This window comes from Rhodoferax sp. GW822-FHT02A01 (assembly GCF_038784515.1).
Taxonomy (GTDB): Bacteria; Pseudomonadota; Gammaproteobacteria; order Burkholderiales; family Burkholderiaceae_C; genus Allorhodoferax.
This window is the reverse complement of sequence record NZ_CP152376.1, coordinates 3,278,342-3,302,748: the sequence shown is the minus strand read 5'-3', so window position 1 is coordinate 3,302,748 and position 24,407 is coordinate 3,278,342. Positions and strand designations below refer to the sequence as shown.

The following is a 24,407-nucleotide window of genomic DNA, read 5'->3' as shown; positions in this document are numbered from 1 at the left end:
GGTTCGCCAAAGTGTATACACTTTTTGGACTTGCCGCTATCATTCGGCCATGGACATCACAGCCACCAGTTTCATTGTGGACTCGCTCACCAAGGCCATCGTGGAGCACCGGTTGCAACCCGGTGCCAAGCTGGTGGAGCAGAAGCTGGCCGACCAGTATGGCGTGTCACGCACGCTGGTGCGCCAAGCCCTGTACCGCCTTTCGCAAAACCGCCTGATCAAGATCGAACCGGCCCGCGGTGCCTTTGTGTCGGCTCCCAGCAGCGAGGAAGCCAAACAAGTCTTCGAGGTGCGCCGCATGCTGGAGGCGGGCATGGTCCGTGCTTTTGTCAAGGACGCGAAAGCGAGTGACATCAAGGCATTGCAGGCGCACATGACGCAGGAAAAACTGGCCGTGCAGAACAACGACGTGCCCAACCGGACCGAGCTGCTGGGCGACTTCCATGTGCACATGGCCAAGCTCATGGGCAACGATGTGCTGGCCCATCTGCTGATGGACCTGATCTCGCGCAGCGCCCTGATCACCCTGATGTACCAGACCTCCACTGCAGCTGCCCACTCCCATGACGAGCATGAGGCCATCGTCAAGGCCATCAAGGCACGCGATGCCGAGCAGGCTGCCGCGCTCATGGACCAGCATCTGCGCAATGTCGAACAAGCCCTGAATTTCAACCTACGCCCCAATCCGATATGACCCATTACGACTCCACCCAAAGCTATCCGCGGGACCTGATCGGCTATGGCCCCAAACCGCCCCATGCACAGTGGCCCGGCCAGGCGCGCGTCGCCGTGCAGTTCGTGCTGAACTATGAAGAAGGCGGCGAGAACAGCGTGCTGCATGGCGACGCGGGCTCCGAGCAGTTCCTCTCCGAGATGTTCAATCCGGCCAGTTACCCGGACCGCCACATCAGCATGGAAGGCATTTACGAATACGGCTCGCGCGTGGGCGTGTGGCGCATCTTGCGCGAGTTCGAAAAGCGTGGCCTGCCGCTCACCGTGTTTGGCGTGAGCATGGCACTGCAGCGGCACCCTGAACTCACTGCCGCCTTCGTGCAACTGGGCCACGAAATCGCCTGCCACGGCTGGCGCTGGATCCACTACCAGAACATCGACGAGGCAGTGGAGCGCGAGCACATGCAAAAGGGCATGGAGATCATCGAGCAGCTCACCGGCAACCGTCCCCTGGGCTGGTACACCGGGCGCGACAGCCCCAACACCCGCCGCCTGGTGGCGGACTACGGCGGCTTTGAGTACGACAGCGACTACTACGGCGAGGACCTGCCCTTTTGGATGAAGGTGCGCAAGTCCAATGGCGACGTGGTGCCCCAGCTGATCGTGCCCTACACCCTGGACTGCAACGACATGCGTTTTGCCCTGCCCCAAGGCTATTCGCATGCTGATCCATTTTTCCAGTACCTCAAGGACGCGTTTGACACCCTGTATGCCGAAGGCGACCCGCAGGGCCTGAACCAGCCGGCCATGATGAGCATCGGCATGCATTGCCGCTTGCTGGGCCGGCCCGGGCGCATCACCGCGCTGCAACGCTTCCTGGACTACATCCAGAGCCATGACAAGGTCTGGGTCTGCCGCCGCCTGGACATCGCCCGCCACTGGAAGGCGGTGCATCCCTACACCGAGCAGGCGGCACCATGAGCAGCGCGCCCCTCACGCTGGAACAGCTCAACGCCGCGTCGCTGGACGACGCGTGCGCCATGCTCGACGGCCTGTACGAGCACTCGCCCTGGATCATGCGCGCAGCGCTGGAGCAGCGCCCGTTTCAGTCGCTGGCGCAGCTCAAATACGCGCTGACCCAGGTGGTAACCCAGGCCGACCGGGACGCCCAGCTCGCCCTGCTGCGCGCCCACCCGGAGCTAGCAGGCAAGGCCATGGTGGACAAGAGCCTGACGGCCGAGTCCACCAACGAGCAGAACAAGGCCGGGCTCACACAGTGCACTCCGGCCGAGTTCGAGAAAATCCAGAAGCTCAACGCGGAGTACAACGCTCGCTTCGGTTTCCCCTTCATCCTGGCGGTGCGCGGCCCGCGCGGCGTGGGCCTGAAGAAGGCCGAGATCATTGCCACCTTCGAGCGGCGCCTCAAAGGTCACCCCGACTACGAACTGCAGGAATGCCTGCGCAATGTGCACCGCATTGCCGAGATCCGGCTCAACGACAAGTTCGGCGTGTCCCTGACCCGTGGCAACCAGGTGTGGGACTGGCAGGAGGAACTGGCCCAGTACAGCGACACCGGCTTTGCCGAGCAGGGCCAGCTCACCGTCACCTACCTGACCGATGCCCATCGGGCCTGTGCCCGGCGCATCGTAGCCACTATGCAGGACGCTGGCTGTGACGCGGTGCATATCGATGCCGTGGGCAACGTGGTGGGCCGCTACAAGGGTACCTGCACCAGCCAGCAGGCGCTGCTGACCGGCAGCCATTACGACACGGTACGCAACGCCGGCAAATACGATGGCCGCCTGGGCATCTATGTGCCGCTGGCCTGCGTGCAACAGCTCAAGGCAGCGGGCAAACGCCTGCCGTTCGACCTGGAAATCGTGGCCTTTGCCGAAGAAGAAGGCCAGCGCTACAAGGCCACCTTTCTGGGCTCCGGCGCCCTGGCCGGCGACTTCAAGCCCGAATGGCTGGACCAGGTGGACGCCGATGGCATCAGCATGCGTGCCGCCATGCAGCATGCCGGTCTGGATATCGCCGCCATCCCCTCCCTGGCACGCAAGCCTGCCGACTATCTGGGCTTTGTGGAAGTGCATATCGAACAGGGCCCGGTGCTCAACGAACGCAACCTGCCGTTGGGCATCGTCACCTCCATCAACGCCAGTGTGCGCTACACCGGCGAGATGCTGGGCATGGCCTGCCACGCCGGCACCACGCCCATGCAGCTGCGGCGCGACGCCGCCACCGGCGTAGCCGAGCTGGCGCTGTATGTGGAACAGCGTGCCGCAGCCGACGGCGACTCGGTGGGCACGGTCGGCATCCTGCAGGTGCCCGGCGGCTCCATCAATGTGGTGCCCGGCCGCTGCCAGTTTTCGCTGGACCTGCGCGCGCCCACCGATGCACAGCGCGATGCGCTGGACCGCGATGTGATCGCCCAGGCGCAACAGATTGCGCGCAAGCGCGGCCTTGAATGCAATCTGACCCAGAGCATGCGCGCCAGCGCGGCGCCCAGTGCGCCTGCCTGGCAACAGCGCTGGGAGAAAGCCGTCGCTGCGCTGGGCCTGCCCCTGTACCGCATGCCCAGCGGTGCCGGCCACGACGCCATGAAGCTGCACGACATCCTGCCGCAGGCCATGCTGTTTGTGCGTGGCGAAAACGCCGGCATCAGCCACAACCCGCTGGAGTCCACCACCAGCGACGACATGCAGCTGGCCGTGCAGGCCTTTGACCACTTGCTGCACAACCTGGCGCAGCAGACGCCCTGAGCTCCACACCATTCAAAGATTACCAACCGGAATTTCCATGAGCCACTACGACCAACTCGACCACTGGATTGATGCGCACTTTGACGAACAGGTGCGCTTCCTGCAGCAACTCCTCCAGGTGCCCACCGACACGCCACCGGGCAACAACGCGCCCCACGCCGAACGCGCAGCCGAGCTGCTGGAAGCCATGGGCCTGCCCACCGAACGCCACGCCGTGCCTGCCGAGCTGGTGAAGGCCGCCGGACTACAGACCATCACCAACCTGATCGTGCGCCGCCAATACGGCGCGGGTCGCACCATCGCCCTCAACGCCCACGGTGACGTGGTGCCACCCGGCGAAGGCTGGGTGCACAACCCCTACGGCGGCGAAATCGAAGACGGCAAGATCTACGGCCGCGCCGCTGCCGTGAGCAAATGCGACTTCTCCACCTACACCTTTGCAGTGCGCGCGCTGGAGGCGCTGGGCATTCCGCTGCACGGCAACGTGGAGCTGCTGTTCACCTACGACGAGGAGTTCGGCGGTGAAGTGGGGCCCGCCTGGCTGCTGCAAAACAAGTTGACCAAGCCAGACCTGATGATTGCCGCCGGCTTCTCCTACCAGGTGATCACCGCGCACAACGGCTGTCTGCAAATGGAAGTCACGGTGCACGGCAAGATGGCACACGCGGCCATTCCCGCATCGGGCATTGACGCCCTGCAAGGCGCCAACAAGATCCTGACCGCGCTCTATGCGCAGAACACGCTGTACCAACAGATCACCTCCCAGGTGGAAGGCATCAGCCATCCCTATCTCAACGTCGGCATGATCGAAGGCGGCACCAATACCAATGTGGTCCCGGGCCGCGTGACCTTCAAGCTTGACCGCCGCATGATCCCGGAAGAGAACCCGGCAGAAGTGGAGGCCAACATCCGCCAGGTGATTGCCGATGCAGCCGCTCAGACGCCCGGCATCACGGTGGACGTCAAACGCATCCTGCTAGCCAACGCCCTCAAGCCCCTGCCCGGCAACAAGCCGCTGGTGGACGCCTTGCAGAAGCACGCCAGCGACGTGTTCGGAGAACCCATTCCTGCCCTGGGCACGCCGCTCTACACCGATGTGCGCATCTTCTGCGAGGCAGGCATTCCCGGCGTGATCTACGGCGCCGGCCCCCGCACGGTGCTGGAGTCCAACGCCAAACGCGCCGACGAGAACTTGGTGCTGGAAGACCTGCGCCGCGCAACCAAGGTCATCGCGCGCTCCTTGCTGGATTTGCTGGCCAAGGCTTGAGTCTGCTTGGCGAGTGCCAACAACGCAGCCTGACGCAGGCCACCGTGGCACTCAGCGCCGGTAGGTAAAGGAGGAGCCCACGCAGTGGGCGGGGGACACGAACGGCGCTGAGTGCCACGGCGGCCTGTGTCCGCAAACAACCGTTGCATGATGGGGTCGGCTCACCACGTGACCGGCACCCTTCTTGCATTAGACTGGTCATTCGCTTTTCAGAACCAGAACACCATGCAAAAACGCCTAGTCCTGCGCGCCTGCGCCCTCTCCGTCTCCCTGTTGCTGGCCGGTGCCGCTTCCGCCCAGTTGACCCCCATCAAGTTCCAACTCGACTGGCGCTTTGAAGGCCCCGCAGCCCTGTTCCTCACGCCTGCCGCCAAGGGCTACTACAAGGACGCCAAGCTCGAGGTCACCATCGACGCAGGCAATGGCTCCGGCGGTGCCGTTACGCGTGTGGCGTCTGGCGCCTATGACATGGGCTTTGCCGACCTGGCAGCGCTCATGGAATTCCACGCCAGCAACCCGGACGCACCGAGCAAACCGGTGGCCGTGATGATGGTCTACAACAACACGCCCGCCTCGGTCATGGCGCTGAAGAAGTCCGGAATCAAGACGCCCAAGGACCTCAACGGCAAGAAGCTGGGTGCGCCGGTATTTGATGCAGGCCGCAAAGCCTTCCCGGTATTTGCCAAGGCCAACAACATCACCGGCGTGCAATGGACCTCCATGGACCCGCCGCTGCGCGAGACCATGCTGGCACGCGGCGATGTCGATGCCATCACCGGCTTTACCTTCACGTCCCTGCTGAATCTGGAAGCGCGTGGCGTGAAGGCGTCCGATGTGCTGGTGCTGCCCTACCCTGAGTATGGCGTGAAGCTGTACGGCAACGCCATCATCGCCTCACCCAAGCTGATCAAGGAACACCCGGAAGTCATCAAGGCATTTCTGGTGGCCACGGCCAAGGGCATGAAGGACGCCATGGCCAAACCAGCGGATGCCATCGAGTTTGTGAAACAGCGCGACGGCATCATCAATGTCGAACTGGAAACGCGCCGCCTGCAGATGGCGATTGACTCCGCCATCAACAGCCCCGACGCGCGCGCCGAAGGCTTTGGCCAGGTGAAGGCACCGCGCCTGGCACTGATGGCCAGCCAGGTTTCCGACGCATTTGGCACCAAAACCCGCGTCAGCCCGGAAGCGGTCTGGAACGGCAGCTTCCTGCCCACGGCGGCCGAGCTCAACGTGCTGCCGGCCAAGAAATAATGACGATTGAGAGCAGCGCGTTTGTTGCGTTCAATGATGTCTGGCTGGCTTACAACGCCGAACTGCAGGCGCAGAACCAGTATGCGGTAGAGGCCATCGATCTGCAGGTGCGGCAAGGCGAGTTCATCGCCATCGTCGGGCCCTCGGGCTGTGGCAAGTCCACCTTCATGAAATTGGCCACCGGCCTGAAGATGCCTTCGCGCGGCACCATCCATATCGATGGCCAGCCGGTCACCGGGCCCTTGAAGATTTCCGGCATGGCGTTCCAGGCGCCATCCCTTCTGCCATGGCGAACCACGGTGGACAACGTGCTGCTGCCGCTGGAAATCGTGGAGCCCTACCGCAGCCAGTTCAAGGCCCGGCGCGCAGAGTATGTGGAGCGCGCCCGCAAGCTGCTGCAGAAGGTCGGTCTGGCAGGCTATGAAGACAAGTTCCCCTGGCAGCTCTCGGGCGGCATGCAGCAGCGTGCCAGTATCTGCCGCGCCCTGATCCATGAGCCCAAGATGCTGCTGCTGGACGAGCCCTTTGGCGCGCTGGACGCTTTTACGCGCGAAGACCTGTGGTGCATCCTGCGTGACCTGTGGACCGAGCAGCGCTTCAACGTCATTCTGGTCACCCACGACCTGCGCGAGAGCGTGTTTCTGGCCGATACCGTGTACGTGATGGGCAAGAGCCCGGGCCGCTTCATTGCCAGAAAGCCCATAGACCTGCCGCGTCCGCGCGACCTGGAGCTGACCTACACGCCCGCATTTACTGACATCGTGCACGAGCTGCGCAGCCACATCGGCGCACAGCGCAACGCCATCACGCCGACGCCCAACCCATGAACAGCAAGCAACTACAAACCTGGTCGCCGTGGATTCTGCTGCTCGCCTGCATCGCGCTGTGGCAAATCATCTGCTCGGCCTTTGACGTGTCCGAGTTCATATTCCCCAGCCCCTTGCGCATCGCCTCTCAGCTGTGGGAGTTCAAGACCATCATTGCCGCGCACGCATGGCGCACCTTCTGGGTCACCATGACCGGCTTTGGCATCGCCATCGTGGTGGGGGTGCTGCTGGGCTTTGTGATCGGCAGCTCGCGCCTGGCCTACGCCGCGGTGTACCCGCTGATGACCGGGTTCAACGCCCTGCCCAAGGCGGCCTTTGTGCCGATTCTGGTGGTGTGGTTCGGCATCGGCGTGGGGCCGGCGATTCTCACGGCCTTCCTGATCAGCTTCTTTCCCATCATGGTGAACATCGCCACCGGCCTGGCCACGCTGGAGCCCGAGCTGGAAGACGTGCTACGCGTGCTGGGCGCCAAGCGTTGGGACGTGCTGATCAAGGTCGGCCTGCCGCGCTCCCTGCCCTACTTCTATGCATCGCTCAAGGTGGCCATCACCCTGGCGTTTGTAGGCACCACCGTGTCGGAGATGACGGCGGCCAACGAGGGCATTGGCTACCTGCTGATCTCGGCCGGCTCGGCCATGCAGATGGGTCTGGCCTTTGCCGGCCTCCTGGTGGTGGGCGCCATGGCCATGGTGATGTACGAGGTCTTCAGCGTGCTGGAGCGCCACACCACCGGCTGGGCACATCGCGGCTCGCACAACAACTGATTTCCCCGGACAGCCTATGGCCTGGCAGGCAAACCTGAATCTCGCCTACGCGCGCCACGGTGCGCGCGTAGTGGCACACCACCAGCACAGCGGACCGCTGCGCATCCTGCAAAGCCTGTACCCCGAAGGCGATGCCATCTGCCACAACGTGCTGGTGCATCCGCCCGGTGGTCTGGTGGGTGGCGACACGCTGGACATTGCCGTGCAGGCCGCCAGCGGCACCCATGGCCTGGTCACCACGCCGGGCGCCACGCGCTTCTACCGCTCGGACGGTCCACTGGCCTTGCAGCGCACACGCATACAGCTGCAGGCCGACAGCCGCCTGGAGTGGCTGCCGCTGGAGGCGCTGTGCTACAGCGATTGCCAGGCCGAGAACCGGCTGCAGATGGAACTGGAGCCTGGCGCCGAAATGCTGGGCTGGGACGTGACCGCCTTTGGCCTGCCCAACGCGAACCTGCCCTTTGTGAAGGGCAGCCTGGCCCAGCACATCGAACTGCCCGGGGTCTGGCTGGAGCGTGGCCGTATCGATGCCGCCGATACCCGGCTGATGGATGGCCCTACCGGGTTGGCCGGCGCACGTTGCATGGCCAGCCTGTTCTTTGTGACGGGTAGCGCCATCAGTCGCGCGCGCAAGCAACAGGCGCTGGACATTGCACGTGAATGCATTGCCGCCAGCGAACTGGCGGCCACAGCCGGCGTCACCAGCCCCCACGGACAGGTCATCGTGCTGCGCGCATTGGCGCCACTGGTGGAGCCTGCCATGCAATTGCTGCGCAACGTGCGCAATGCGTGGCGTCAGGCGTTGTGGCAGCTGCCGGTCTGCAATCCGCGCATCTGGAGCATGTAAGAGGCTTCAGCGCAGCCTGCAAACCCAGGGCGCAAACGCCTCCATCACACGCAACGGTTGCCCCTTGTGCCAGAACACCGAGCTGCGTACCCATTGCGGCACTTCAGCCCCGGCGGTCTGCTGCGGCAAACGCAGCCATTGGTTACGCAGGTGGCGCTCCATTGCGCTGCGCTTGACCAGATAGTGCGCACGCAAAGGCGTCCGCTGCACCCTGCGGCCCGCAAACAACAGCTCGGCCAGAGGCCTGGTACCCAGCCCGCGCATGGCCCGCCAGGGTCCTTCAATGGCATGCAACGGAGTGGCACTGCGTGCCCACACCACCGGCACCCCATCGAGCAGCAAGACGACTTCACGCACATAGCCGCAAGGCACACCCAGATCCAGCCGCTCCTCGCGCCACAGAGGCATGGCGGATTGCGCCAGCACCTGTACGGTGACTTGACCGTGTTGGCGCAGGCGTGCGGTGAGTGAGCCGTCGGCCTGCAACCAACGGCGAAGAGCAGGATGGGAAGGGAGCATGGGAAGGGGATTATTCCGCAGGTGCGGGCCGCCCCAGCAGATACCCTTGAAAGTACTGGCAACCCACACCCAGCAGCACCTCGCGCTGCGCTTCGGTTTCCACACCTTCCGCAATCACGCGCAGACCCAGACTCTCTCCCATGTTCACAATGGCGCGCACGATGCTGCTATCGTGCGCGCCATCGCCCAGGTCGCGGACGAATGACTGGTCGATCTTGAGCTGGTCCAACGGCAGGCGCTTGATCATGCTGAGCGAAGAATATCCCGTGCCGAAATCGTCCAGCGACAGGCGTACACCCAAAGCCTTCAAGGCCTCCATTCGCAGCACCACGCCCTCCACGTCGTCCACCAGTTGGCTTTCTGTCAGCTCCAATTCGATATGGTGGGGTTGTGCGCCCGTGACACGCAGGGCACTGCGCACCTGCTCGACAAAGTCCGCCTGCCGGAACTGGCGGGCGCTGACGTTGATGGACAGCACCCAGTGGGCCTTGTCCGGTTGCTGCGACCAGACCACGGCCTGCCGGCAAGCAGTTTCCAGTATCCATTGCCCCAGCGGAAGAATCAGGCCGGAACTCTCCGCTACGGGAATGAACACACTCGGCGTGACCAGTCCACGCGTGGGGTGTTGCCAGCGCACCAGCGCCTCCATGCCCACCTGTTCACCATCCGCCCGTATCTGTGGCTGGTAATGGAGCACGAACTGGCCATTGGTGATGCCCTCCCGCATGGCTGCTTCCAGCGCCGTGCGTTCGTTGACCTGTGCCTGCATCTGGGGATCAAAGAAGCAGATGCGGTTACGCCCCTCCGCCTTGGCACGGTACATCGCCAGATCCGCCTGTTTGAGCAGTTCATCCTGGTTCAATTCCTGTCCGGTGAACATGGCAACGCCGACGCTGACACTGGAGGTGAACTGCCCGCCGTCCAGCAGGTAGGGTTCCGACAACTTGTAAGACACTTTCTGCGCCACCAGACGCGCCTGCTGCACCGCTGCATCCATCTGCGAGCCCAGGCCTTGCAGCATCAGCACAAATTCATCCCCGCCGAGGCGTGCCAGACTGTCCTGGGTGCGGGTGCACTGAGACAGGCGCTGCGCCATGTGTTGCAGCAGTTGGTCACCCATGGGATGGCCCATGGTGTCGTTCAGATCCTTGAAGTTGTCCACGTCCACAAACAGCAGGGCTCCATATTCCTGGTGGCGGTCCGCGGACCGCAACGCGAGCTGCATATTGCGCAGCAGCAGGCGACGGTTGGGCAGCTTGGTCAGCGGGTCAAAGAAGGCGAGCTGGTGTATGGCCTGCTCGGCCTCCTTGTGACGCGTGATGTCGGTGGAAATGCCGCACAGCGCGTAGATACTGCCGTCGCCCTTGCGCAGCGGCAGCTTGATGGAGTGGTAGACCCGCGCCGAGTCGCCGTCGGCGCTGCGGTTCTGCTCTTCCTCATCCACCCGTTCGCCTGCCTCAATTACACGCAGGTCGTTGGCACGCAGTCTGGCTACGGTATCCGCATCGAAAAACTCCGCGTCGGTCTTGCCCACGATGGCTTCCACCGGCAAGTTGAACAGATCAGCCACCTTGCGGTTGACGTACTGATAGCGCAGCTCGGTGTCCTTGATGTAGATATAGGCATCCACCCCGTTGAGGATGGCCGCCAGCTTGTCTTCGCTGGCTTGCAAGCTGTGCGTCTTGCGCGACACTTCCCAGCGCAGCAGCAAGCTGATGCCCACCGCAACGCCCAATAGTGCAGCCAATGCGGCCAACGCCCACCAGACATAGCCGGGAATCGTGAAACGCTGCTCCCCTTTCATCCACCGGCCCAGAATCTTCTGGTAGGGTGAGTTCGCCTGGTTTCCCCACTGCTCCAGATGGATGTCGATGGCGGCCAGCAGATCGGCATTGCTGCCCTTGGCGGTCGCATAAAACAGCTTGGCAGGCTGAAACAAAATCGGCGTGGAGTCCAGCTGAAAACGCTGCGCCTGCAAATCGCCAAAGAAATTGTTGGCGGCCACCGCCTCTGCCCCACCGGACTGCACCAGTTCAAACCCCTGCTTGAATGACTTGACCGGAACGATATCCGCCCGAATGGCAAAGCCCTTGAGCAGGTCCTGCACATAGGTCTGCTGCACGGAGCCGTCCAGCAAGGCAATGCGCTTGCCCTGCAGGTCCAACGCGGTGTTGATGGTGACGCCGCTGTGCTTGTAGATCTGCGACCAGCTCAGCAGTGCAGGAATCTTGTGGAAATCAAAGATTGCCGCGCGCTGGTCGTTGAAGGCCACATCGGGCATGAGATCCAGGTCGCCGTTCTTGAGGGACTCCAGACATACCTGCCAATCGCAATAGATCGGCATCAATACCCACTGCTCGCGCTGGGCTATTTCCATGAGTAGTTCCCCCAAAATGCCGCTGGGTTGCCCATTGGCATCGGAGAATATTTTGGGTTCGTTTTCGTAAATGCCGACTCGAACCACGCGGGAATTTGCGTGCACCATGGCGCAGGCCAGCAACAGCACGAGGCCAAGGCACTTGTTTACGGCAAGAACTCGTCTGCGAAAACGTTTCATGGACAGCACACTGGCAACGGCCCCGGAACACACGTGCCCAAGGCATTTTTATATTGAAGCCTCTACTGTACCGCCCCTCGGGTCTAAAGCGCCCGCCTCTTTTTGTTCTCGCAGAAATCAAGGGTCGCAGGGATCAGATCGCCACCAGCTGGCGCACGCCGTCCGCTTCCATATTGGCACCCTTGCCGCGCGCCAGCACGGCACCGCGCTCCATGACGACGTAATCGTCGGCCAGCTCCTGGGCAAAGTCGTAGTACTGCTCCACCAGCACGATGGCCATGTCGCCGCGGTCGGCCAGCATGCGGATGACGCGGCCAATGTCCTTGATGATGCTGGGCTGTATGCCCTCGGTGGGCTCGTCCAGTATCAGCACTTTGGGCTTGGCCGCCAGCGCACGCGCAATGGCGAGCTGCTGCTGCTGCCCACCGGAGAGGTCACCACCGCGGCGACCCAGCATCTGTTTGAGGACAGGAAACAGTTCAAACAGTTCGGGCGGAATGGCGGTGCCGGCCTTCTTGTAGGCAAGGCCCATCTGCAGGTTTTCCTGCACCGTCAGGCGCGCAAAGATCTCGCGCCCTTGTGGCACGAAGCCGATGCCTGCGCGGGCACGCTCGTACGGCGTGGCCTTGTGGATGTCCTTTCCGCCCAGCGCGATGGAGCCATCGCGTATGGGCACCAGGCCCATCATGGACTTGAGCATCGTGGTCTTGCCCACACCGTTGCGGCCCAGGATCACCGTGACCTTGCCGAGTTCGGCCGTGAGACTGACGTCGCGCAGAATGTGCGAGCCGCCGTAGAACTGGTTGACGTTCTTGACTTGGAGAAGTGGCATGGAGTCTGTCATGTTCAGCGGCCCAGATAGACTTCAATCACCCGCTCATCGCTTTGCACCTGGGCCAGCGTGCCCTGTGCCAGCACCGAGCCGTCGCACAGCACGGTGACGATGTCGGAGATGGTGTTGATGAAGCTCATGTCGTGCTCCACCACCATCAGCGAGTGCTTGCCCTTGAGGGTCAAAAAGAGTTCGGCAGTGCGTTCGGTTTCTTCATCGGTCATGCCCGCCACCGGCTCGTCCAGCAGCAGCAGCTTGGGGTCCTGCATCAGCAGCATGCCGATCTCCAGCCATTGCTTCTGCCCGTGGCTCAGATTGCCGGCCTGGCGTGTCACGCTGTCGGCCAGATGGATGGTGTGCAGGATTTCCGCCAGGCGGTCGCACTGGGCCGAGTCCAGCTTGAAGAAGATGGAGGCTTTCACACCCTTGTTGGTCTTGAGTGCCAGCTCCAGGTTTTCAAACACGGTCAGGTGCTCGAACACGGTAGGTTTCTGGAACTTGCGGCCAATACCCAACTGCGCAATCTGCGGCTCGTTGTAGCGCAGCAGGTCGATGGTGCTGCCGAAGAACACGGTGCCCGAATCGGGCCGCGTCTTGCCGGTGATGATGTCCATCATCGTGGTCTTGCCCGCACCGTTGGGGCCGATGATGCAGCGCAGCTCACCCGGAGCAATATCCAGCGACAGGTTGTTGATGGCCTTGAAGCCATCGAAGCTGACGTTCACGCCTTCCAGATACAGGATGCGGCCGTGGGTGACGTCCACTTCATCATTGACCTTGACGCGCGAAAAACCCGCCTTTTGCCCGCCTGAGGCGGTCTGGCCCTTGCTAGCCTCCAGCGCGGCCAACCGCGCCTCGATGCGCTTGGCACCTTGTTCCAATAGTTCGGGAGTCATTGAATGGCCCCCACGCTTGTCATTTCATGTACTGCGCTGCCCCCCACGGGGGCCCTCGCGACTTGGGACGGCCCGGCGTCGCTCATGCTTTGTCTCCCTTCAATTTCTTCACCAAGCCAACCACCCCATCAGGAAGGAACAAAGTGACACCGATGAACAGCGCACCCAGGAAGTACAACCAGAACTCCGGGTAGGTCACGGTAAGCCAGCTCTTGGCACCGTTGACGATGAAGGCGCCCAGGATGGGGCCAATCAAGGTGGCGCGCCCACCCACGGCTGCCCAGATGGCAATCTCGATGGAATTGGCCGGGCTCATTTCGCTGGGGTTGATGATGCCCACCTGCGGCACATACAACGCGCCAGCGACGCCACACATCATGGCCGAGAGTGTCCAGATGCCCAGCTTGTAGCCCAGGGGCGAATAGCCGCTAAACATGACGCGCGATTCCGCATCGCGTATGGCCTGCAGCACGCGGCCGAACTTGCTGTTGATGAGCCAACGCGCCAGCAGGAAGAACAGCAGCAGCGTGAGCGAGGTCAGCACGAACAGCGTCATGCGCATGCTCGGTGTGGCTATCGGAATGTTCAGGATGCGCTTGAAGTCGGTGAAGCCGTTGTTGCCGCCGAAGCCGGTCTCGTTGCGGAAGAACAGCAGCATGGCGGCGAAGGTCATGGCCTGGGTGATGATGGAGAAGTACACCCCCTTGATGCGCGAGCGGAAGGCAAAGTAGCCGAACACCAGCGCCACGATGCCAGGTGCCGCCACCACCAGAATCAGCGTGGCAAAGAAGTTGCCGCTGAAATACCAGTGCCAGGGCAATGTCTTCCAGTCCAGGAACACCATGAAGTCCGGCAGCTCGCTCTTGTAGTTGCCATCCAGCCCGATCTGGCGCATCAGGTACATGCCCATGGCATAGCCGCCCAGTGCGAAGAACAGGCCGTGCCCCAGCGACAGGATGCCGGTGTAGCCCCAGATCAAGTCCATGGCCAGGGCGCAGATGGCGTAACACATGATCTTGGCCAGCAGTGCCACGGCGAAGTCGCTCATGTGCAGCACGCTGTCTGCCGGAATCAGCAGGTTGAGCAAGGGCACCACCGCGCACAGCACGATCAGTGCGACCAGCCAGGCGGTCCAGCCCTTGCCCGAAAGCAGCGGTGCTGGCTGGGGCAAATCAATATTCATAACGGGTGCGTTCTTGGTCATGCTTCAGCGCTCCGGCCCTTCATGGCGAAGATGCCCTGCGGACGTTTTTGAATGAACACGATGATGAACACCAGCACCGCAATTTTGGCCAGCACCGCACCGGTCCAGCCCTCCAGAAATTTGTTGAGAATGCCCAGGCCCATGGCGGCGTACACGGTGCCGGCCAACTGGCCCACACCGCCCAGCACCACCACCATGAAGGCATCGACGATGTAGCCCTGGCCCAGGTCCGGCCCCACATTGCCCACTTGGCTGAGCGCGCAACCGGCCAGACCGGCAATGCCGGAGCCCAGTGCAAACGCATAGGTATCGATACGCGCCGTGTTGACGCCCATGCAGGAGGCAATCGGCCGGTTCTGCGTCACGCCGCGCACAAACAGACCCAGGCGCGTCTTGCCGATCAAGAACGCCACGGCAGCCAGCACGAACAGCGCAAAGCCTACGATCACCAGCCGGTTGTAGGGCAACGACAGATTGCCCAACACCTGCACACCGCCACTCATCCAGCTCGGGTTTTCCACACCCACGTTCTGCGCACCGAATATGGTGCGTATCAGCTGCATCAGCATCAGGCTGATACCCCAGGTGGCCAGCAGCGTCTCCAGCGGACGGCCATACAGGAAACGGATCACGCCACGCTCCAGCGCCGCGCCCACCAGGGCAGATGCCAAAAAGGACACCGGCACCGAGGCCAGCAGATACCAGTCAAATGCGCCGGGAAAATATTTCTGGAATACGCCCTGCACCACGTAAGTGGCATAGGCACCGATCATCATCAATTCGCCATGGGCCATGTTGATCACGCCCATCAGCCCGTAGGTAATGGCCAGCCCCAGCGCCACCAGCAGCAGGATGGAGCCCAGGCTGATGCCGCTGAAAATGGCACCCAGCCGGTCGCCCCAGGCCAGATTGGCTTCCACCTTGCGCAGGCTCAGCTCCAGCGCCGCCTTCACGTCCGTTTCGGTTTCCACCTGCAGACGTTCCACCAGCAGCGTCTTGGTGGCCGCCTGCGCGCTCTGGCCCAGCAGGCCGGCAGCCTGCAGGCGCTTGGCCTTGTCACTGCTGCCCAGCAGCGCAGCAGCGCGCAACTGGCCCAGCTGATCCTTGAGGTCTGCCACCGTCTCCTGCGCGTAGGCTTTGTCCAGCAGCACCAGGGTGTTTTCTTCGACCGAGCCTTGCAGGGTCTTGATGGCGGCGCGTCGTACCGACACGTCGGGCGACAGCAATTTGAGTGCAGCCAGTGCTGCGTCCAGCTCACCGCGCATGCGGTTGTTGTTCATCACATCTTCGGCGGTGTCGGGCAATGCGACTTCCGTACCGGTGACAGGATCCTGTCCTTTGTCGCCGTTCACGATGACGGGCTTGCCCGCCACCACCTTGACTGCGTCATCCGACAAAGCCTGGATGAACGCCACCGTTTTCTCGTCGGGCTTGACCACTGCCGCGTGCAGCGCCTCAATCCGCGCATCGCCCTCGCCCACGGCAATGGCTTTTGCTTCATCGGCTGTCAGCGCATGTACGCCGGAGGACAGCAGCAAAGCAGCGATGAACAGGTAATTTCGCATGGGTTATGTATTTGTTATCTGTAAGAGCCAACCAATGCCAGCCCCACCTGTAGTGGCGACTGGAAGAAGCGTAGCGAGCGGGCCGAGGTGGGCCCTGAAGCGCGCAACCGTACTTGCGTACGGTGAGCACTGCAGGGGTCCAGATCGGCCCGCGCAGTAGCTTCTTACTTCGCCACAGGTTCGTCAGGCTTCTTGTCGTTGCCTTCGATGTACGGAGACCATGGCTTGGCCTTCACAGGGCCCGGTGTCTTCCACACCACGTTGAACTGGCCATCGGCCTTGATTTCGCCGATGAACACCGACTTGTGCAGGTGGTGGTTCTTTTCGTCCATCTCCGACACGATGCCGCTGGGCGCCTTGAACTTCTGACCAGCCATGGCGGCAATGACCTTGTCCACATCGGTGGTGCCAGCCTTCTCGACGGCTTGCTTCCACATGTTGATGCCGATGTAGGTGGCTTCCATCGGGTCGTTGGTCAGAGGCTTGTCCTTGTGACCGGCAATGCCCTTGGCCTTGGCGTAGTCAGACCACTTCTTGATGAACTCGGTATTGGTCGGGTTCTTGATGGACATGAAATAGTTCCATGCAGCCAGGTGGCCCACCAGCGGCTTGGTGTCCACGCCGCGCAGCTCTTCTTCACCCACGGAGAAGGCAACGACTGGAACGTCCTTGGCCTTCAGGCCGGCATTGCCCAGTTCCTTGTAGAAAGGCACGTTGGAGTCACCGTTGATGGTGGACACCACAGCGGTCTTGCCACCGGCAGCGAACTTCTTGATGTCAGCCACGATGGTCTGGTAGTCGGAGTGACCGAAGGGTGTGTACTTCTCGTCGATGTCGGTGTCCTTCACGCCCTTGCTGTGCAGGTAGGCGCGCAGGATCTTGTTGGTGGTGCGGGGGTAGACGTAGTCAGTACCCAGCAGAACCCAACGCTTGGCGGCTCCGCCTTCCTTGCTCATCAGGTAGTCCACAGCGGGAATGGCTTGCTGGTTGGGAGCGGCACCGGTGTAGAACACGTTCTTGGACAGCTCTTCACCTTCATACTGCACGGGGTAGAACAGCAGGCCGTTGAGTTCTTCCACCACGGGCAGCACCGACTTGCGCGACACGGAAGTCCAGCAACCGAAGATCACGGCAACCTTGTCTTGCGTCAGCAGTTGCTTGGTCTTTTCAGCAAACAGGGGCCAGTTGGAGGCAGGGTCCACCACCACGGGTTCGAGCTTCTTGCCCAGAACACCACCCTTAGCGTTGATTTCGTCAATCGCCATCAGCACGGTGTCTTTCAACACGGTTTCCGAGATGGCCATGGTGCCTGAGAGGCTGTGCAGGACACCGACCTTGATGGTGTCGGCGGCAAACGCTGGCACGGCGGACAGCGTGGTGAGGGCGACGGCAGCGGTAAGTGCCTTCAGGGTAAATCGACGTTGCATGTAGTTTGCTCCGGGGTTGATAAACAAAAGGGTCGTCTGGCGCCTGCGTGACAGCAAGCAAAACACCAAACGATGGGTCAACTGTAAAAACACCGGCCTCCTTGGGAAATACGCTAAGTGGCGTACATCGACAGAAATCACCGTTCTTGACCTAGAGCAAGTAACATCTTGATGTCTGCCAATTTACCTCTGGAGACAGTGGGATACTTGCCCCAAACAAGTCAATGCGTTGGGAGGAATCTCTTGAGTCCGTACTATTTATGACACATACAACCCGATCCAGAATCTGGATGCAACTGCTTGCCACCATTGCTGCTGCCTTGCTGGTGGTCTGGACGGGGGTCATCGTCTGGCAGGGCTATGTGTCACGCCAGGCCGCGCTGGAGCAAGCGCAGGACTTCTCCCTCAGCATGCACAACGCAACCATGGCCGGCCTGACCGGCATGATGGTGACAGGCACGGTGGCTCAGCGCGATGTCTTTCTGGATCAGGTCAAGCAGCTGGGCTCCATACGCGACGTGCGTGTGCTGCGCGGTGAAAACGTCAGCAAATTGTTCGGTCCCGGCAACGCCAAGAACGAGGCCACCCCCGACAGCCAGGAAACAACCGTGCTGCAAAGCGGCAAGGAAGCCATCGAGGTGCAGAGTGATGCGTCGGGCGAGTACCTGCGCGCCATCCGCCCCGTGATCGCCATGAAGAACTCCCTGGGCAAGGATTGCACCAGTTGCCACCAGGTGCCCGAAGGCACGGTGCTGGGCGCAGTCAGCATGAAGGTGTCGCTCGACAAGGTCAACGCGGGACTGGTGGAGCAGCGCTGGAAATCCATTCTGGCTGCCTTTGTGACCAGCATTCCGGTGCTGATGTTGATCTACCCATTCATCCACCGCGTTGTCACCCGGCCTTTGAGTCGGGGTGTCGTGGTGGCACGTGGCATTGCCGCAGGTGACCTGAGTCAGGACATTGCCGTCGATTCCTCCAACGAAGTGGGTGAACTGCAGCACGCGCTGCAGGAGATGAACCAAGGCCTGATTCGCATCGTGCGCCAGGTCCGTCAGGGAACGGACACCATCTTCAGCGCCTCACGCGACATTGCCAAAGGCAATATGGACCTGTCCCAGCGCACCGAGACACAGGCCGGCACGCTGGAAAATACTTCGATCGCAATGCAGGCGCTGACGGAAACGGTCAACCACAACGCGGACGATGCGCGCCGCGCCAACCAGCTCGCCCAGTCGGCATCCGAAGTGGCGGTGCGCGGCGGCACCGTAGTCTCGGAAGTGGTGCACACCATGGAGTCCATCAACCATTCCTCACGCAAGATCGTGGACATCATCAGCGTGATCGACGGCATTGCCTTCCAGACCAACATCCTGGCGCTCAATGCCGCCGTGGAGGCCGCCCGTGCCGGCGAGCAAGGCCGCGGCTTTGCCGTAGTGGCAGCCGAAGTGCGCAGCCTGGCACAGCGCTCCGCCGTGGCCGCCAAAGAGATCAAGACGCTGATCGACGACTCCGTCTCCAAGGTGGATGCCGGAGGTGCACTGGTGCATCAAGCAGGCGTCACCATGAACGAGATCGTGGAGAGCATCCGCCATGTGACCGACATCATGGGCAATATCGCAGCGGCCAGCACCACGCAGACCGAGGGCATCTCCCGCGTGAACGAGGCCATCGGCGAAATGAACCACGCTACCCAGCAGAACGCCGCATTGGTGGAACAGGCGGCTGCGGCTGCCCAATCGCTACAGGACCAGGCTTCTCAACTGGAAGACGTGGTCAGCATCTTCAAGACCGGAACTTGACTGCGGGTCTTTCCGTCAAAGATGACGGAAGAGTTTGGCAAACCTACCCTGCATGCACTTCGGGACTCAGGGCGCCACGGCACTCAGTTCCGTTCGTGTCCCCCGCCCTGCGGGCTCCTCCTTTACCTCACTGCACTGAATGCCGCACCGCCCTGAGTCATCCAACATCGTTTCCAAGCGAAGGAAATTCAGTCATTGCGCGCCAACAGTGCTGGTGGCCGATGACACTGGGGCGGATGGTGCAGCGAAATAAAGGAGGAGCCCGCAGGGCGGAGGACATTCGCGGAACCATCTGCCCCAGTGGCGTCGACGCGCACGCTGCAGCTGCGCTCAGGACCGGCGCTTCTGCTCCCGCAGCATGAAGAGGTAAAGCCCTTCCACCTTGTCGCGGGCCCAGGGGGTCTTGCGCAAGAACTTGAGGCTGGACGGTACGCTGGGTTCAAAGCTGAAGCAGCGCACCGGAATGCGTTCCGCCAGCCCTTCCCAGCCGTAGCACTCCACCAGCGCCTTGACGATGAATTCCAGCGTCTTGCCGTGCAGCGGGTTGTGGGGCTGAGCCTGGGGCGCTGGTGCGGGCGCTTGCGGGGTGTCGGACATGGTGGGCGGGTTCAGATTTCAAACTGGGGTTGCAGCAGGCGTATGCGCCCCATGGCCATACCGGCTGCTGCGGTGCGGGTCTCCACGCCGAGCTTAACAAACACCCGCTCCAGGTGCTTTTTCACCGTCATCGGGCTGCTGCCCAGAATGTCGCCTATGTCCTTGTTGGTCTTGCCCTTGACCACCCAGTACAGCACCTCGGCCTCCTTGGGCGTGAGCTTGAAGCTCAGCGCCAAGGCTTCAATCACCGCCGTGTCGGACACTTCACGCATCACGATCAACCAGTCGCCCTGTGCATCCACATCGCCAATCTGCTGGTGCAGCCGAAAGCCCAGGCGCCGCGTGCCCTGCTCCAGCGTCAGGCGCGGCGGCTCGCCCGGCTGGTCCAGCCTTGCGATGCATTGGCGCAGCCACTCCACCACCGGCTCGGGCGCCTGGGGTGCCTGGGTGGGGCAATAGCGCTGCAACAGCTCACGCGCCAAAGGCGTTTGCCAGAGCAAGGCGCCATCCGAGGCGCGCACCGTGATGGTGGCGTAGCCAAAGGCATCCAGTGCGCTGCGGGCCTGTCTGCGTTCGCGCGCACCGGCCAGATGCACCGTCATGCGTGCCAGCACCTCCTTGGGCTTGATCGGTTTGGTGACGTAGTCCACCGCGCCGGAGTCCAGCGCCGCCACCAAGTGCTCGGTCTCGGTCAGGCCGGTCATGAAGATGATGGGGATATGGGCTGTCTCAGCTTGTGCCTTCAGGCGTTTGGCCACTTCGAAGCCGTCCATGCCGGGCATCATGGCGTCCAGCAGCACCACATCGGGCAGCGCATGCAGCGCGCGCTGCAAGGCCGCCTCGCCGCTGGTGGCAATCAGCACGGTGTAGCCGGACTCATCCAGGGCGTCATGCAGCACCGACAGGTTGTCGGGCACGTCATCCACAATCAGCACCACGTCGCTGTTGCCGCGATCCAGCGTGCTGGCAATATCAATGGACGGGTTCATCCAGCGCTTTCTTCAATTGGCTGAGCATGGCATCGAACTGGTACTGGCGCGCCATCGCTTCCAGCATGGAGGTCATGGGTTGGCATTCGGGGTAGGCCTGCGCCAGGGCATTGAGCTTGTTGGTGATACCGCGGAAGTATCCCAGCTGCACCAAAGCCTGCAACGCCAGCAACTCTTCGCGCGGTGGCTGCACCAGGGTTGCCGGGCGCACCGGGCGCGCTGGCACAGGCGGCAGTGCTGCTACCGGCGTGCTGACCCAGGTGAGCTGCAGGCGCCGCTCCAGCCAGTCCAGCAGTTCGCTGTGTCGCACCGGCTTGACGATGAAGTCTTCGGTCGCAATGCCCAGGCCATGGTCCAGCGCGCGGTCAAACGCATTGGCGGAGACGATGGCCACCGCCGGTTGCGGCTCCCCCAGGGCGCGGATGCGGCGCAGGGTTTCCCAGCCATCAATGCCCGGCATGGCCAGGTCCAGCAGGATCACATCCGGATTCAGCCCGGCGGCCAGCAGGTCCAGGCAATCATGGCCACTGGCAGCTTGGCGCAATTCAAAGCCCAGCGGCTCCAGCACATGCAGCAGCAGGTCGCGGTCTGCCTCTTCGTTGTCCACCACCAGAATCTTGCGCCGCGGGCCCAGATAACCGTTGCGACTGGCGCGCTGCTGGCGATGCTCCTCCATCTGCTGCACCCCTTCGGGCGCCAGATGCAGCTGCGGCAGGAACAAGCGCACCGAGAACACCGAGCCCTCACCGGGCACGCTGTGCACCTGCATCTCGCCGCCCATCAGATCGGTCAGCATCTTGGCAATGGTCAGGCCCAGGCCGGAGCCCGCGGCAGCCGCGTTGGCCGCACTGTCACCGCGCACAAAGGGTTCGTAGACGCGCTCGATCTCTTCAGGTGTCATGCCCGGCCCGGTGTCGTGGATTTCGATGTGGGCCATCTCGCGGGCATAGCGCACCTGCAGCGTCACACCGCCCTGCTGGGTGAACTTGATGGCATTGCCCAGCAGGTTGAAGCAGATCTGGCGCAGGCGCTTGTCGTCCGCCTTGACCCAGGCCGGCAGACTGCCCTGCACCACGTAGCGGAAGGACAGCCCCTTGTCCGCAGCCTGCAGCTCGAACATGTTGGCAATGTCGGCCATGGCTGCTTCGAACTGCACGGGTTTGAGCGACAGCACCACCTTGCCGGATTCGATCTGCGCCATCTCCAGTGTGCCTTCCATGAGCGAGAGCAGATGCTCGCCGCCGCGCAGGATCACGCTCACCGCCTGCTTGCGGTGCGGCGGTATGCCTTCGTCCTGCCCCATGAGCTGGGCATAGCCCAGGATGCTGTTGAGCGGCGTGCGCAGCTCGTGGCTGATGGCGCTGATGTAGCGGCTCTTGGCCGCATTGGCCTGCTCGGCCAGTTGCTTGGCCTTTTCGGCAATTGCCTTGGCGTCCTGCAAGGCCTTGTCGGTTTGGCGGTGCAACTCGATCTCACGCATGAGCAGATGGGTCTGGCGGTTGGACTCCTCCTGCGCCACCTGGCGGCTCTTGTGCGCCAGCACCAGCCACCAGGCCACGATGCCCGAGAGCAATAGCAATGCGGCAAAAGCTTTGGAGAAACCCGACTGCAGCGCGGCACGTAGCGCCTCCTGGCTCTCAGCCATATCGGCAAACGCAGCCAGCTCCTGCCGGTAGAACATGGCAAACACAGTGATCAGCAGCGGCACGATCACACCCATCAGCAGCACAAAATGGCTCAGGCCCGTGTCCAGATAGGGCCAGGTGGCGCGCGGCAGCAGCCAGCGCAAAGCGCCCGACCACTGCACCGCCAGGCTGGCGTGCGGCTTGCAGACGTCGCCACAGCGCGCATCCAGCGTGCAGCACAGGGAGCAGATCGGTCCCTGGTAGGCCGGGCAATGCGCCATGTCCGGCCCCTCGTAGGTACGTTCGCAGATGACGCAGCGCATGGGCGAATGGGCAGACCAACCCGCCGCCGGGCCGCCCCAAGGCGGGTTAGCCCCCTCGGGGGGCAGCGACTCACGCGTAGCGGAGAGCGTGGGGGCTCCACTCTCTCTTGCGATGTAGTACCGCCCTTTGGTATACAGCGCCAGCAGTGGCGAGGCCACCATGGCGGTCACCAGCGCTACCACCGCCGAGAACGCCTGCGCCGTGGGCCCGAACATGCCCAGGTAGGCGGCAATCGACAGGAGGGATGCCAGCGCCATCGCACCCACACCCACCGGGTTGATGTCGTACAGATGCGCACGCTTGAACTCGATGCCCTTGGGCGACAGGCCCAGCGGTTTGTTGATGACCAGATCGGCCACCACGGCCATGATCCAGGCGATGGCAATGTTGGAATACAGGCCCAGCACATCGCCCAGCGCCTGGAACACGTCCATCTCCATCAGCATGAAGGCGATCAGGCTGTTGAACACCACCCACACCACCCGCCCCGGGTGGCTGTGCGTCAGGCGCGAGAAGAAGTTGCTCCACGCCAGCGACCCGGCATAGGCGTTGGTGACGTTGATCTTGAGCTGCGACAGCACCACAAACAGGGCCGTGGCCGCCACCGCCCAGCCCAGGGTGGGAAACACGTACTCGTAGGCCGCCAGGTACATCTGGTTGGGGTCCACCGCACGGTCGGTCGGCACTGCATGGGTGATGGCCAGATACGCCAGAAAGGCGCCGCCCAGCATCTTGACCACACCCAGGATGACCCAGCCCGGCCCGCCCACCAGCACCGCCAGCCACCAGCGCTTGCGGTTGGCACTGGTCTGCTGTGGCATGAAGCGCAGGTAGTCGGCCTGCTCCCCCATCTGGGTAATCAGCGCAATGCCCACCGTGAGTGCTGCGCCAAACAGGTGCACATCAAAGACTCCACCTTTGCCAACATCACCGCCGTAGTGCGTAATACCTTTGAAGGCCGTGGGGTCGCGCACCAAAACATAGCAGAACGGTACGAGCAGCATCAGCAGCCAGATCGGCTGGGTCCACAGCTGCAGGCGGCTGATGGTAGAGACGCCATGCGTCACCAGCGGTATCACTATCAGCGCGCAAATCAGGTAGCCCCAGGTGGGTGGAATGTCCAGCGCCAGCTCCAGCGCATAGGCCATGACGGCAGCTTCCAGCGCAAAGAAGATGAAGGTAAAGGACGCGTAGATCAGCGAGGTGATGGTGGAGCCGATGTAGCCAAACCCGGCGCCGCGCGTGAGCAGGTCCATGTCCACGCCGTAGCGTGCGGCATACACGCTGATGGGCAGCCCGGCCAGAAAGATCACCAGCCCGGTGACCAGAATCGCCCAGAACGCGTTCACAAAGCCGTATTGCACCAGCAGAGTCGCGCCCACCGCCTCCAGCACCAGGAAGGAGGCTGCGCCAAAGGCCGTGTTGGCCACCCGCCACTCGGACCACCGGCGAAAACGCTGCGGCGTGAAGCGCAACGCGTAGTCTTCCATGGTCTCGCTGGCTACCCAGTTGTTGTAATCGCGGCGAATCTTGACCACCCGCTGCCGCGCAGCCGGGTTTGCCTCTGGAGCCTCATTGGAATTGTCACGGATTGGGTGCACCATTACGGGGGTGCACGATCCATGCCATTTCCGCAGGGCACGGGCCTTGCTTAGAAATGTGTATTAATCTATCGCA

The 24,407-nt window shown here is 62.4% G+C and carries 19 protein-coding genes; 9 read left to right on the top strand and 10 right to left on the bottom strand.

Annotation, left to right across the window (positions count from 1 at the left end; translation table 11 throughout):
- Positions 1 to 49 precede the first annotated feature (49 nt).
- From AAGF34_RS15500 to AAGF34_RS15465, 8 genes are all read left to right on the top strand, one after another.
- Positions 50 to 694 (top strand): GntR family transcriptional regulator, encoded by a 645-nt coding sequence (locus tag AAGF34_RS15500; protein ID WP_342616617.1) that lies wholly within the window; start codon positions 50 to 52, stop codon positions 692 to 694.
- The gene (gene puuE / locus AAGF34_RS15495) at positions 691 to 1,653 is read left to right on the top strand and encodes an allantoinase PuuE (RefSeq protein WP_342616616.1); all 963 of its coding nucleotides are present in this window, start codon (positions 691 to 693) and stop codon (positions 1,651 to 1,653) included. The genes AAGF34_RS15500 and puuE overlap by 4 nt, the downstream gene beginning before the upstream one ends.
- Entirely contained in the window at positions 1,650 to 3,434 is a 1,785-nt protein-coding gene (gene uraD, locus AAGF34_RS15490; protein ID WP_342616615.1) for a 2-oxo-4-hydroxy-4-carboxy-5-ureidoimidazoline decarboxylase, read from the top strand. The genes puuE and uraD overlap by 4 nt, the downstream gene beginning before the upstream one ends.
- A 37-nt stretch (positions 3,435 to 3,471) precedes the next feature.
- Entirely contained in the window at positions 3,472 to 4,701 is a 1,230-nt protein-coding gene (locus AAGF34_RS15485; protein ID WP_342616614.1) for an ArgE/DapE family deacylase, read from the top strand.
- Between the two features lie 225 nt (positions 4,702 to 4,926).
- Positions 4,927 to 5,958, top strand: a complete 1,032-nt coding sequence (locus AAGF34_RS15480) for an ABC transporter substrate-binding protein (protein WP_342616613.1) — start codon at positions 4,927 to 4,929, stop codon at positions 5,956 to 5,958.
- Positions 5,958 to 6,785, top strand: coding sequence for an ABC transporter ATP-binding protein (locus AAGF34_RS15475; protein WP_342616612.1), 828 nt, complete (start codon positions 5,958 to 5,960; stop codon positions 6,783 to 6,785). Before AAGF34_RS15480 ends, AAGF34_RS15475 begins: the two co-directional genes overlap by 1 nt.
- Positions 6,782 to 7,549, top strand: a complete 768-nt coding sequence (locus AAGF34_RS15470) for an ABC transporter permease (RefSeq protein ID WP_342616611.1) — start codon at positions 6,782 to 6,784, stop codon at positions 7,547 to 7,549. Before AAGF34_RS15475 ends, AAGF34_RS15470 begins: the two co-directional genes overlap by 4 nt.
- Before the next feature lie 16 nt (positions 7,550 to 7,565).
- Positions 7,566 to 8,396 carry an urease accessory protein UreD gene (locus AAGF34_RS15465; RefSeq protein WP_342616610.1) on the top strand — a complete coding sequence of 277 codons (831 nt, stop codon included), beginning with the start codon at positions 7,566 to 7,568 and terminating at the stop codon, positions 8,394 to 8,396.
- 6 nt (positions 8,397 to 8,402) lie between these two features.
- Here AAGF34_RS15465 and AAGF34_RS15460 read toward each other — a convergent pair whose 3' ends face one another.
- The 7 genes from AAGF34_RS15460 to urtA all read right to left on the bottom strand — a co-directional run bounded on the left by AAGF34_RS15460 (position 8,403) and on the right by urtA (position 17,396).
- The gene (locus tag AAGF34_RS15460; protein WP_342616609.1) at positions 8,403 to 8,915 is read right to left on the bottom strand and encodes a chorismate lyase; all 513 of its coding nucleotides are present in this window, start codon (positions 8,913 to 8,915) and stop codon (positions 8,403 to 8,405) included.
- Between the two features lie 10 nt (positions 8,916 to 8,925).
- Positions 8,926 to 11,400, bottom strand: coding sequence for an EAL domain-containing protein (locus AAGF34_RS15455; protein WP_342616608.1), 2,475 nt, complete (start codon positions 11,398 to 11,400; stop codon positions 8,926 to 8,928).
- A 205-nt stretch (positions 11,401 to 11,605) separates the two neighbouring features.
- Positions 11,606 to 12,304: an urea ABC transporter ATP-binding subunit UrtE gene (gene urtE / locus AAGF34_RS15450; protein WP_342616607.1), complete on the bottom strand. Its 699-nt coding sequence runs from the start codon at positions 12,302 to 12,304 to the stop codon at positions 11,606 to 11,608.
- Between the two features lie 14 nt (positions 12,305 to 12,318).
- Positions 12,319 to 13,200: an urea ABC transporter ATP-binding protein UrtD gene (gene urtD, locus AAGF34_RS15445; RefSeq protein WP_342616606.1), complete on the bottom strand. Its 882-nt coding sequence runs from the start codon at positions 13,198 to 13,200 to the stop codon at positions 12,319 to 12,321.
- A gap of 82 nt (positions 13,201 to 13,282) precedes the next feature.
- Positions 13,283 to 14,404 carry an urea ABC transporter permease subunit UrtC gene (gene urtC, locus AAGF34_RS15440; protein WP_342616605.1) on the bottom strand — a complete coding sequence of 374 codons (1,122 nt, stop codon included), beginning with the start codon at positions 14,402 to 14,404 and terminating at the stop codon, positions 13,283 to 13,285.
- Complete coding sequence (gene urtB, locus AAGF34_RS15435; protein WP_342616604.1) at positions 14,401 to 15,969, bottom strand: urea ABC transporter permease subunit UrtB; 1,569 nt, start codon at positions 15,967 to 15,969, stop codon at positions 14,401 to 14,403. Before urtB ends, urtC begins: the two co-directional genes overlap by 4 nt.
- Positions 15,970 to 16,133: 164 nt before the next feature.
- Positions 16,134 to 17,396: an urea ABC transporter substrate-binding protein gene (urtA, locus tag AAGF34_RS15430; protein WP_342616603.1), complete on the bottom strand. Its 1,263-nt coding sequence runs from the start codon at positions 17,394 to 17,396 to the stop codon at positions 16,134 to 16,136.
- A gap of 290 nt (positions 17,397 to 17,686) precedes the next feature.
- On the opposite strand from urtA, the gene AAGF34_RS15425 reads away from it, so the two are divergent.
- Positions 17,687 to 19,195 carry a methyl-accepting chemotaxis protein gene (locus AAGF34_RS15425; protein WP_342616602.1) on the top strand — a complete coding sequence of 503 codons (1,509 nt, stop codon included), beginning with the start codon at positions 17,687 to 17,689 and terminating at the stop codon, positions 19,193 to 19,195.
- A gap of 330 nt (positions 19,196 to 19,525) precedes the next feature.
- Here the strand turns inward: AAGF34_RS15425 and AAGF34_RS15420 are convergent, their stop codons facing one another.
- From AAGF34_RS15420 to AAGF34_RS15410, 3 genes are read right to left on the bottom strand one after another with little or no spacing between them, the layout of a single operon-like run.
- Positions 19,526 to 19,792, bottom strand: coding sequence for a VF530 family protein (locus AAGF34_RS15420; protein ID WP_342616601.1), 267 nt, complete (start codon positions 19,790 to 19,792; stop codon positions 19,526 to 19,528).
- Positions 19,793 to 19,803: 11 nt separating this feature from the next.
- A complete protein-coding gene (locus AAGF34_RS15415; protein WP_342616600.1) occupies positions 19,804 to 20,781 on the bottom strand; it encodes a response regulator transcription factor in 978 nt (325 codons plus the stop codon).
- A complete protein-coding gene (locus tag AAGF34_RS15410; RefSeq protein ID WP_342616599.1) occupies positions 20,765 to 24,334 on the bottom strand; it encodes an ATP-binding protein in 3,570 nt (1,189 codons plus the stop codon). The genes AAGF34_RS15415 and AAGF34_RS15410 overlap by 17 nt, the downstream gene beginning before the upstream one ends.
- Between the last annotated feature and the right edge of the window lie 73 nt (positions 24,335 to 24,407).

What these genes read in the sequence shown, in the direction of transcription:
- AAGF34_RS15500 (WP_342616617.1), top strand. Translation starts at nt 50, where the DNA reads ATGGACATCACAGCCACCAGTTTCATTGTGGACTCGCTCACCAAGGCC.
- puuE (WP_342616616.1), top strand. Translation starts at nt 691, where the DNA reads ATGACCCATTACGACTCCACCCAAAGCTATCCGCGGGACCTGATCGGC.
- uraD (WP_342616615.1), top strand. Translation starts at nt 1,650, where the DNA reads ATGAGCAGCGCGCCCCTCACGCTGGAACAGCTCAACGCCGCGTCGCTG.
- AAGF34_RS15485 (WP_342616614.1), top strand. Translation starts at nt 3,472, where the DNA reads ATGAGCCACTACGACCAACTCGACCACTGGATTGATGCGCACTTTGAC.
- AAGF34_RS15480 (WP_342616613.1), top strand. Translation starts at nt 4,927, where the DNA reads ATGCAAAAACGCCTAGTCCTGCGCGCCTGCGCCCTCTCCGTCTCCCTG.
- AAGF34_RS15475 (WP_342616612.1), top strand. Translation starts at nt 5,958, where the DNA reads ATGACGATTGAGAGCAGCGCGTTTGTTGCGTTCAATGATGTCTGGCTG.
- AAGF34_RS15470 (WP_342616611.1), top strand. Translation starts at nt 6,782, where the DNA reads ATGAACAGCAAGCAACTACAAACCTGGTCGCCGTGGATTCTGCTGCTC.
- AAGF34_RS15465 (WP_342616610.1), top strand. Translation starts at nt 7,566, where the DNA reads ATGGCCTGGCAGGCAAACCTGAATCTCGCCTACGCGCGCCACGGTGCG.
- AAGF34_RS15460 (WP_342616609.1), bottom strand. Translation starts at nt 8,915, where the DNA reads ATGCTCCCTTCCCATCCTGCTCTTCGCCGTTGGTTGCAGGCCGACGGC.
- AAGF34_RS15455 (WP_342616608.1), bottom strand. Translation starts at nt 11,400, where the DNA reads ATGGTGCACGCAAATTCCCGCGTGGTTCGAGTCGGCATTTACGAAAAC.
- urtE (WP_342616607.1), bottom strand. Translation starts at nt 12,304, where the DNA reads ATGCCACTTCTCCAAGTCAAGAACGTCAACCAGTTCTACGGCGGCTCG.
- urtD (WP_342616606.1), bottom strand. Translation starts at nt 13,200, where the DNA reads ATGACTCCCGAACTATTGGAACAAGGTGCCAAGCGCATCGAGGCGCGG.
- urtC (WP_342616605.1), bottom strand. Translation starts at nt 14,404, where the DNA reads ATGACCAAGAACGCACCCGTTATGAATATTGATTTGCCCCAGCCAGCA.
- urtB (WP_342616604.1), bottom strand. Translation starts at nt 15,969, where the DNA reads ATGCGAAATTACCTGTTCATCGCTGCTTTGCTGCTGTCCTCCGGCGTA.
- urtA (WP_342616603.1), bottom strand. Translation starts at nt 17,396, where the DNA reads ATGCAACGTCGATTTACCCTGAAGGCACTTACCGCTGCCGTCGCCCTC.
- AAGF34_RS15425 (WP_342616602.1), top strand. Translation starts at nt 17,687, where the DNA reads ATGCAACTGCTTGCCACCATTGCTGCTGCCTTGCTGGTGGTCTGGACG.
- AAGF34_RS15420 (WP_342616601.1), bottom strand. Translation starts at nt 19,792, where the DNA reads ATGTCCGACACCCCGCAAGCGCCCGCACCAGCGCCCCAGGCTCAGCCC.
- AAGF34_RS15415 (WP_342616600.1), bottom strand. Translation starts at nt 20,781, where the DNA reads ATGAACCCGTCCATTGATATTGCCAGCACGCTGGATCGCGGCAACAGC.
- AAGF34_RS15410 (WP_342616599.1), bottom strand. Translation starts at nt 24,334, where the DNA reads ATGGTGCACCCAATCCGTGACAATTCCAATGAGGCTCCAGAGGCAAAC.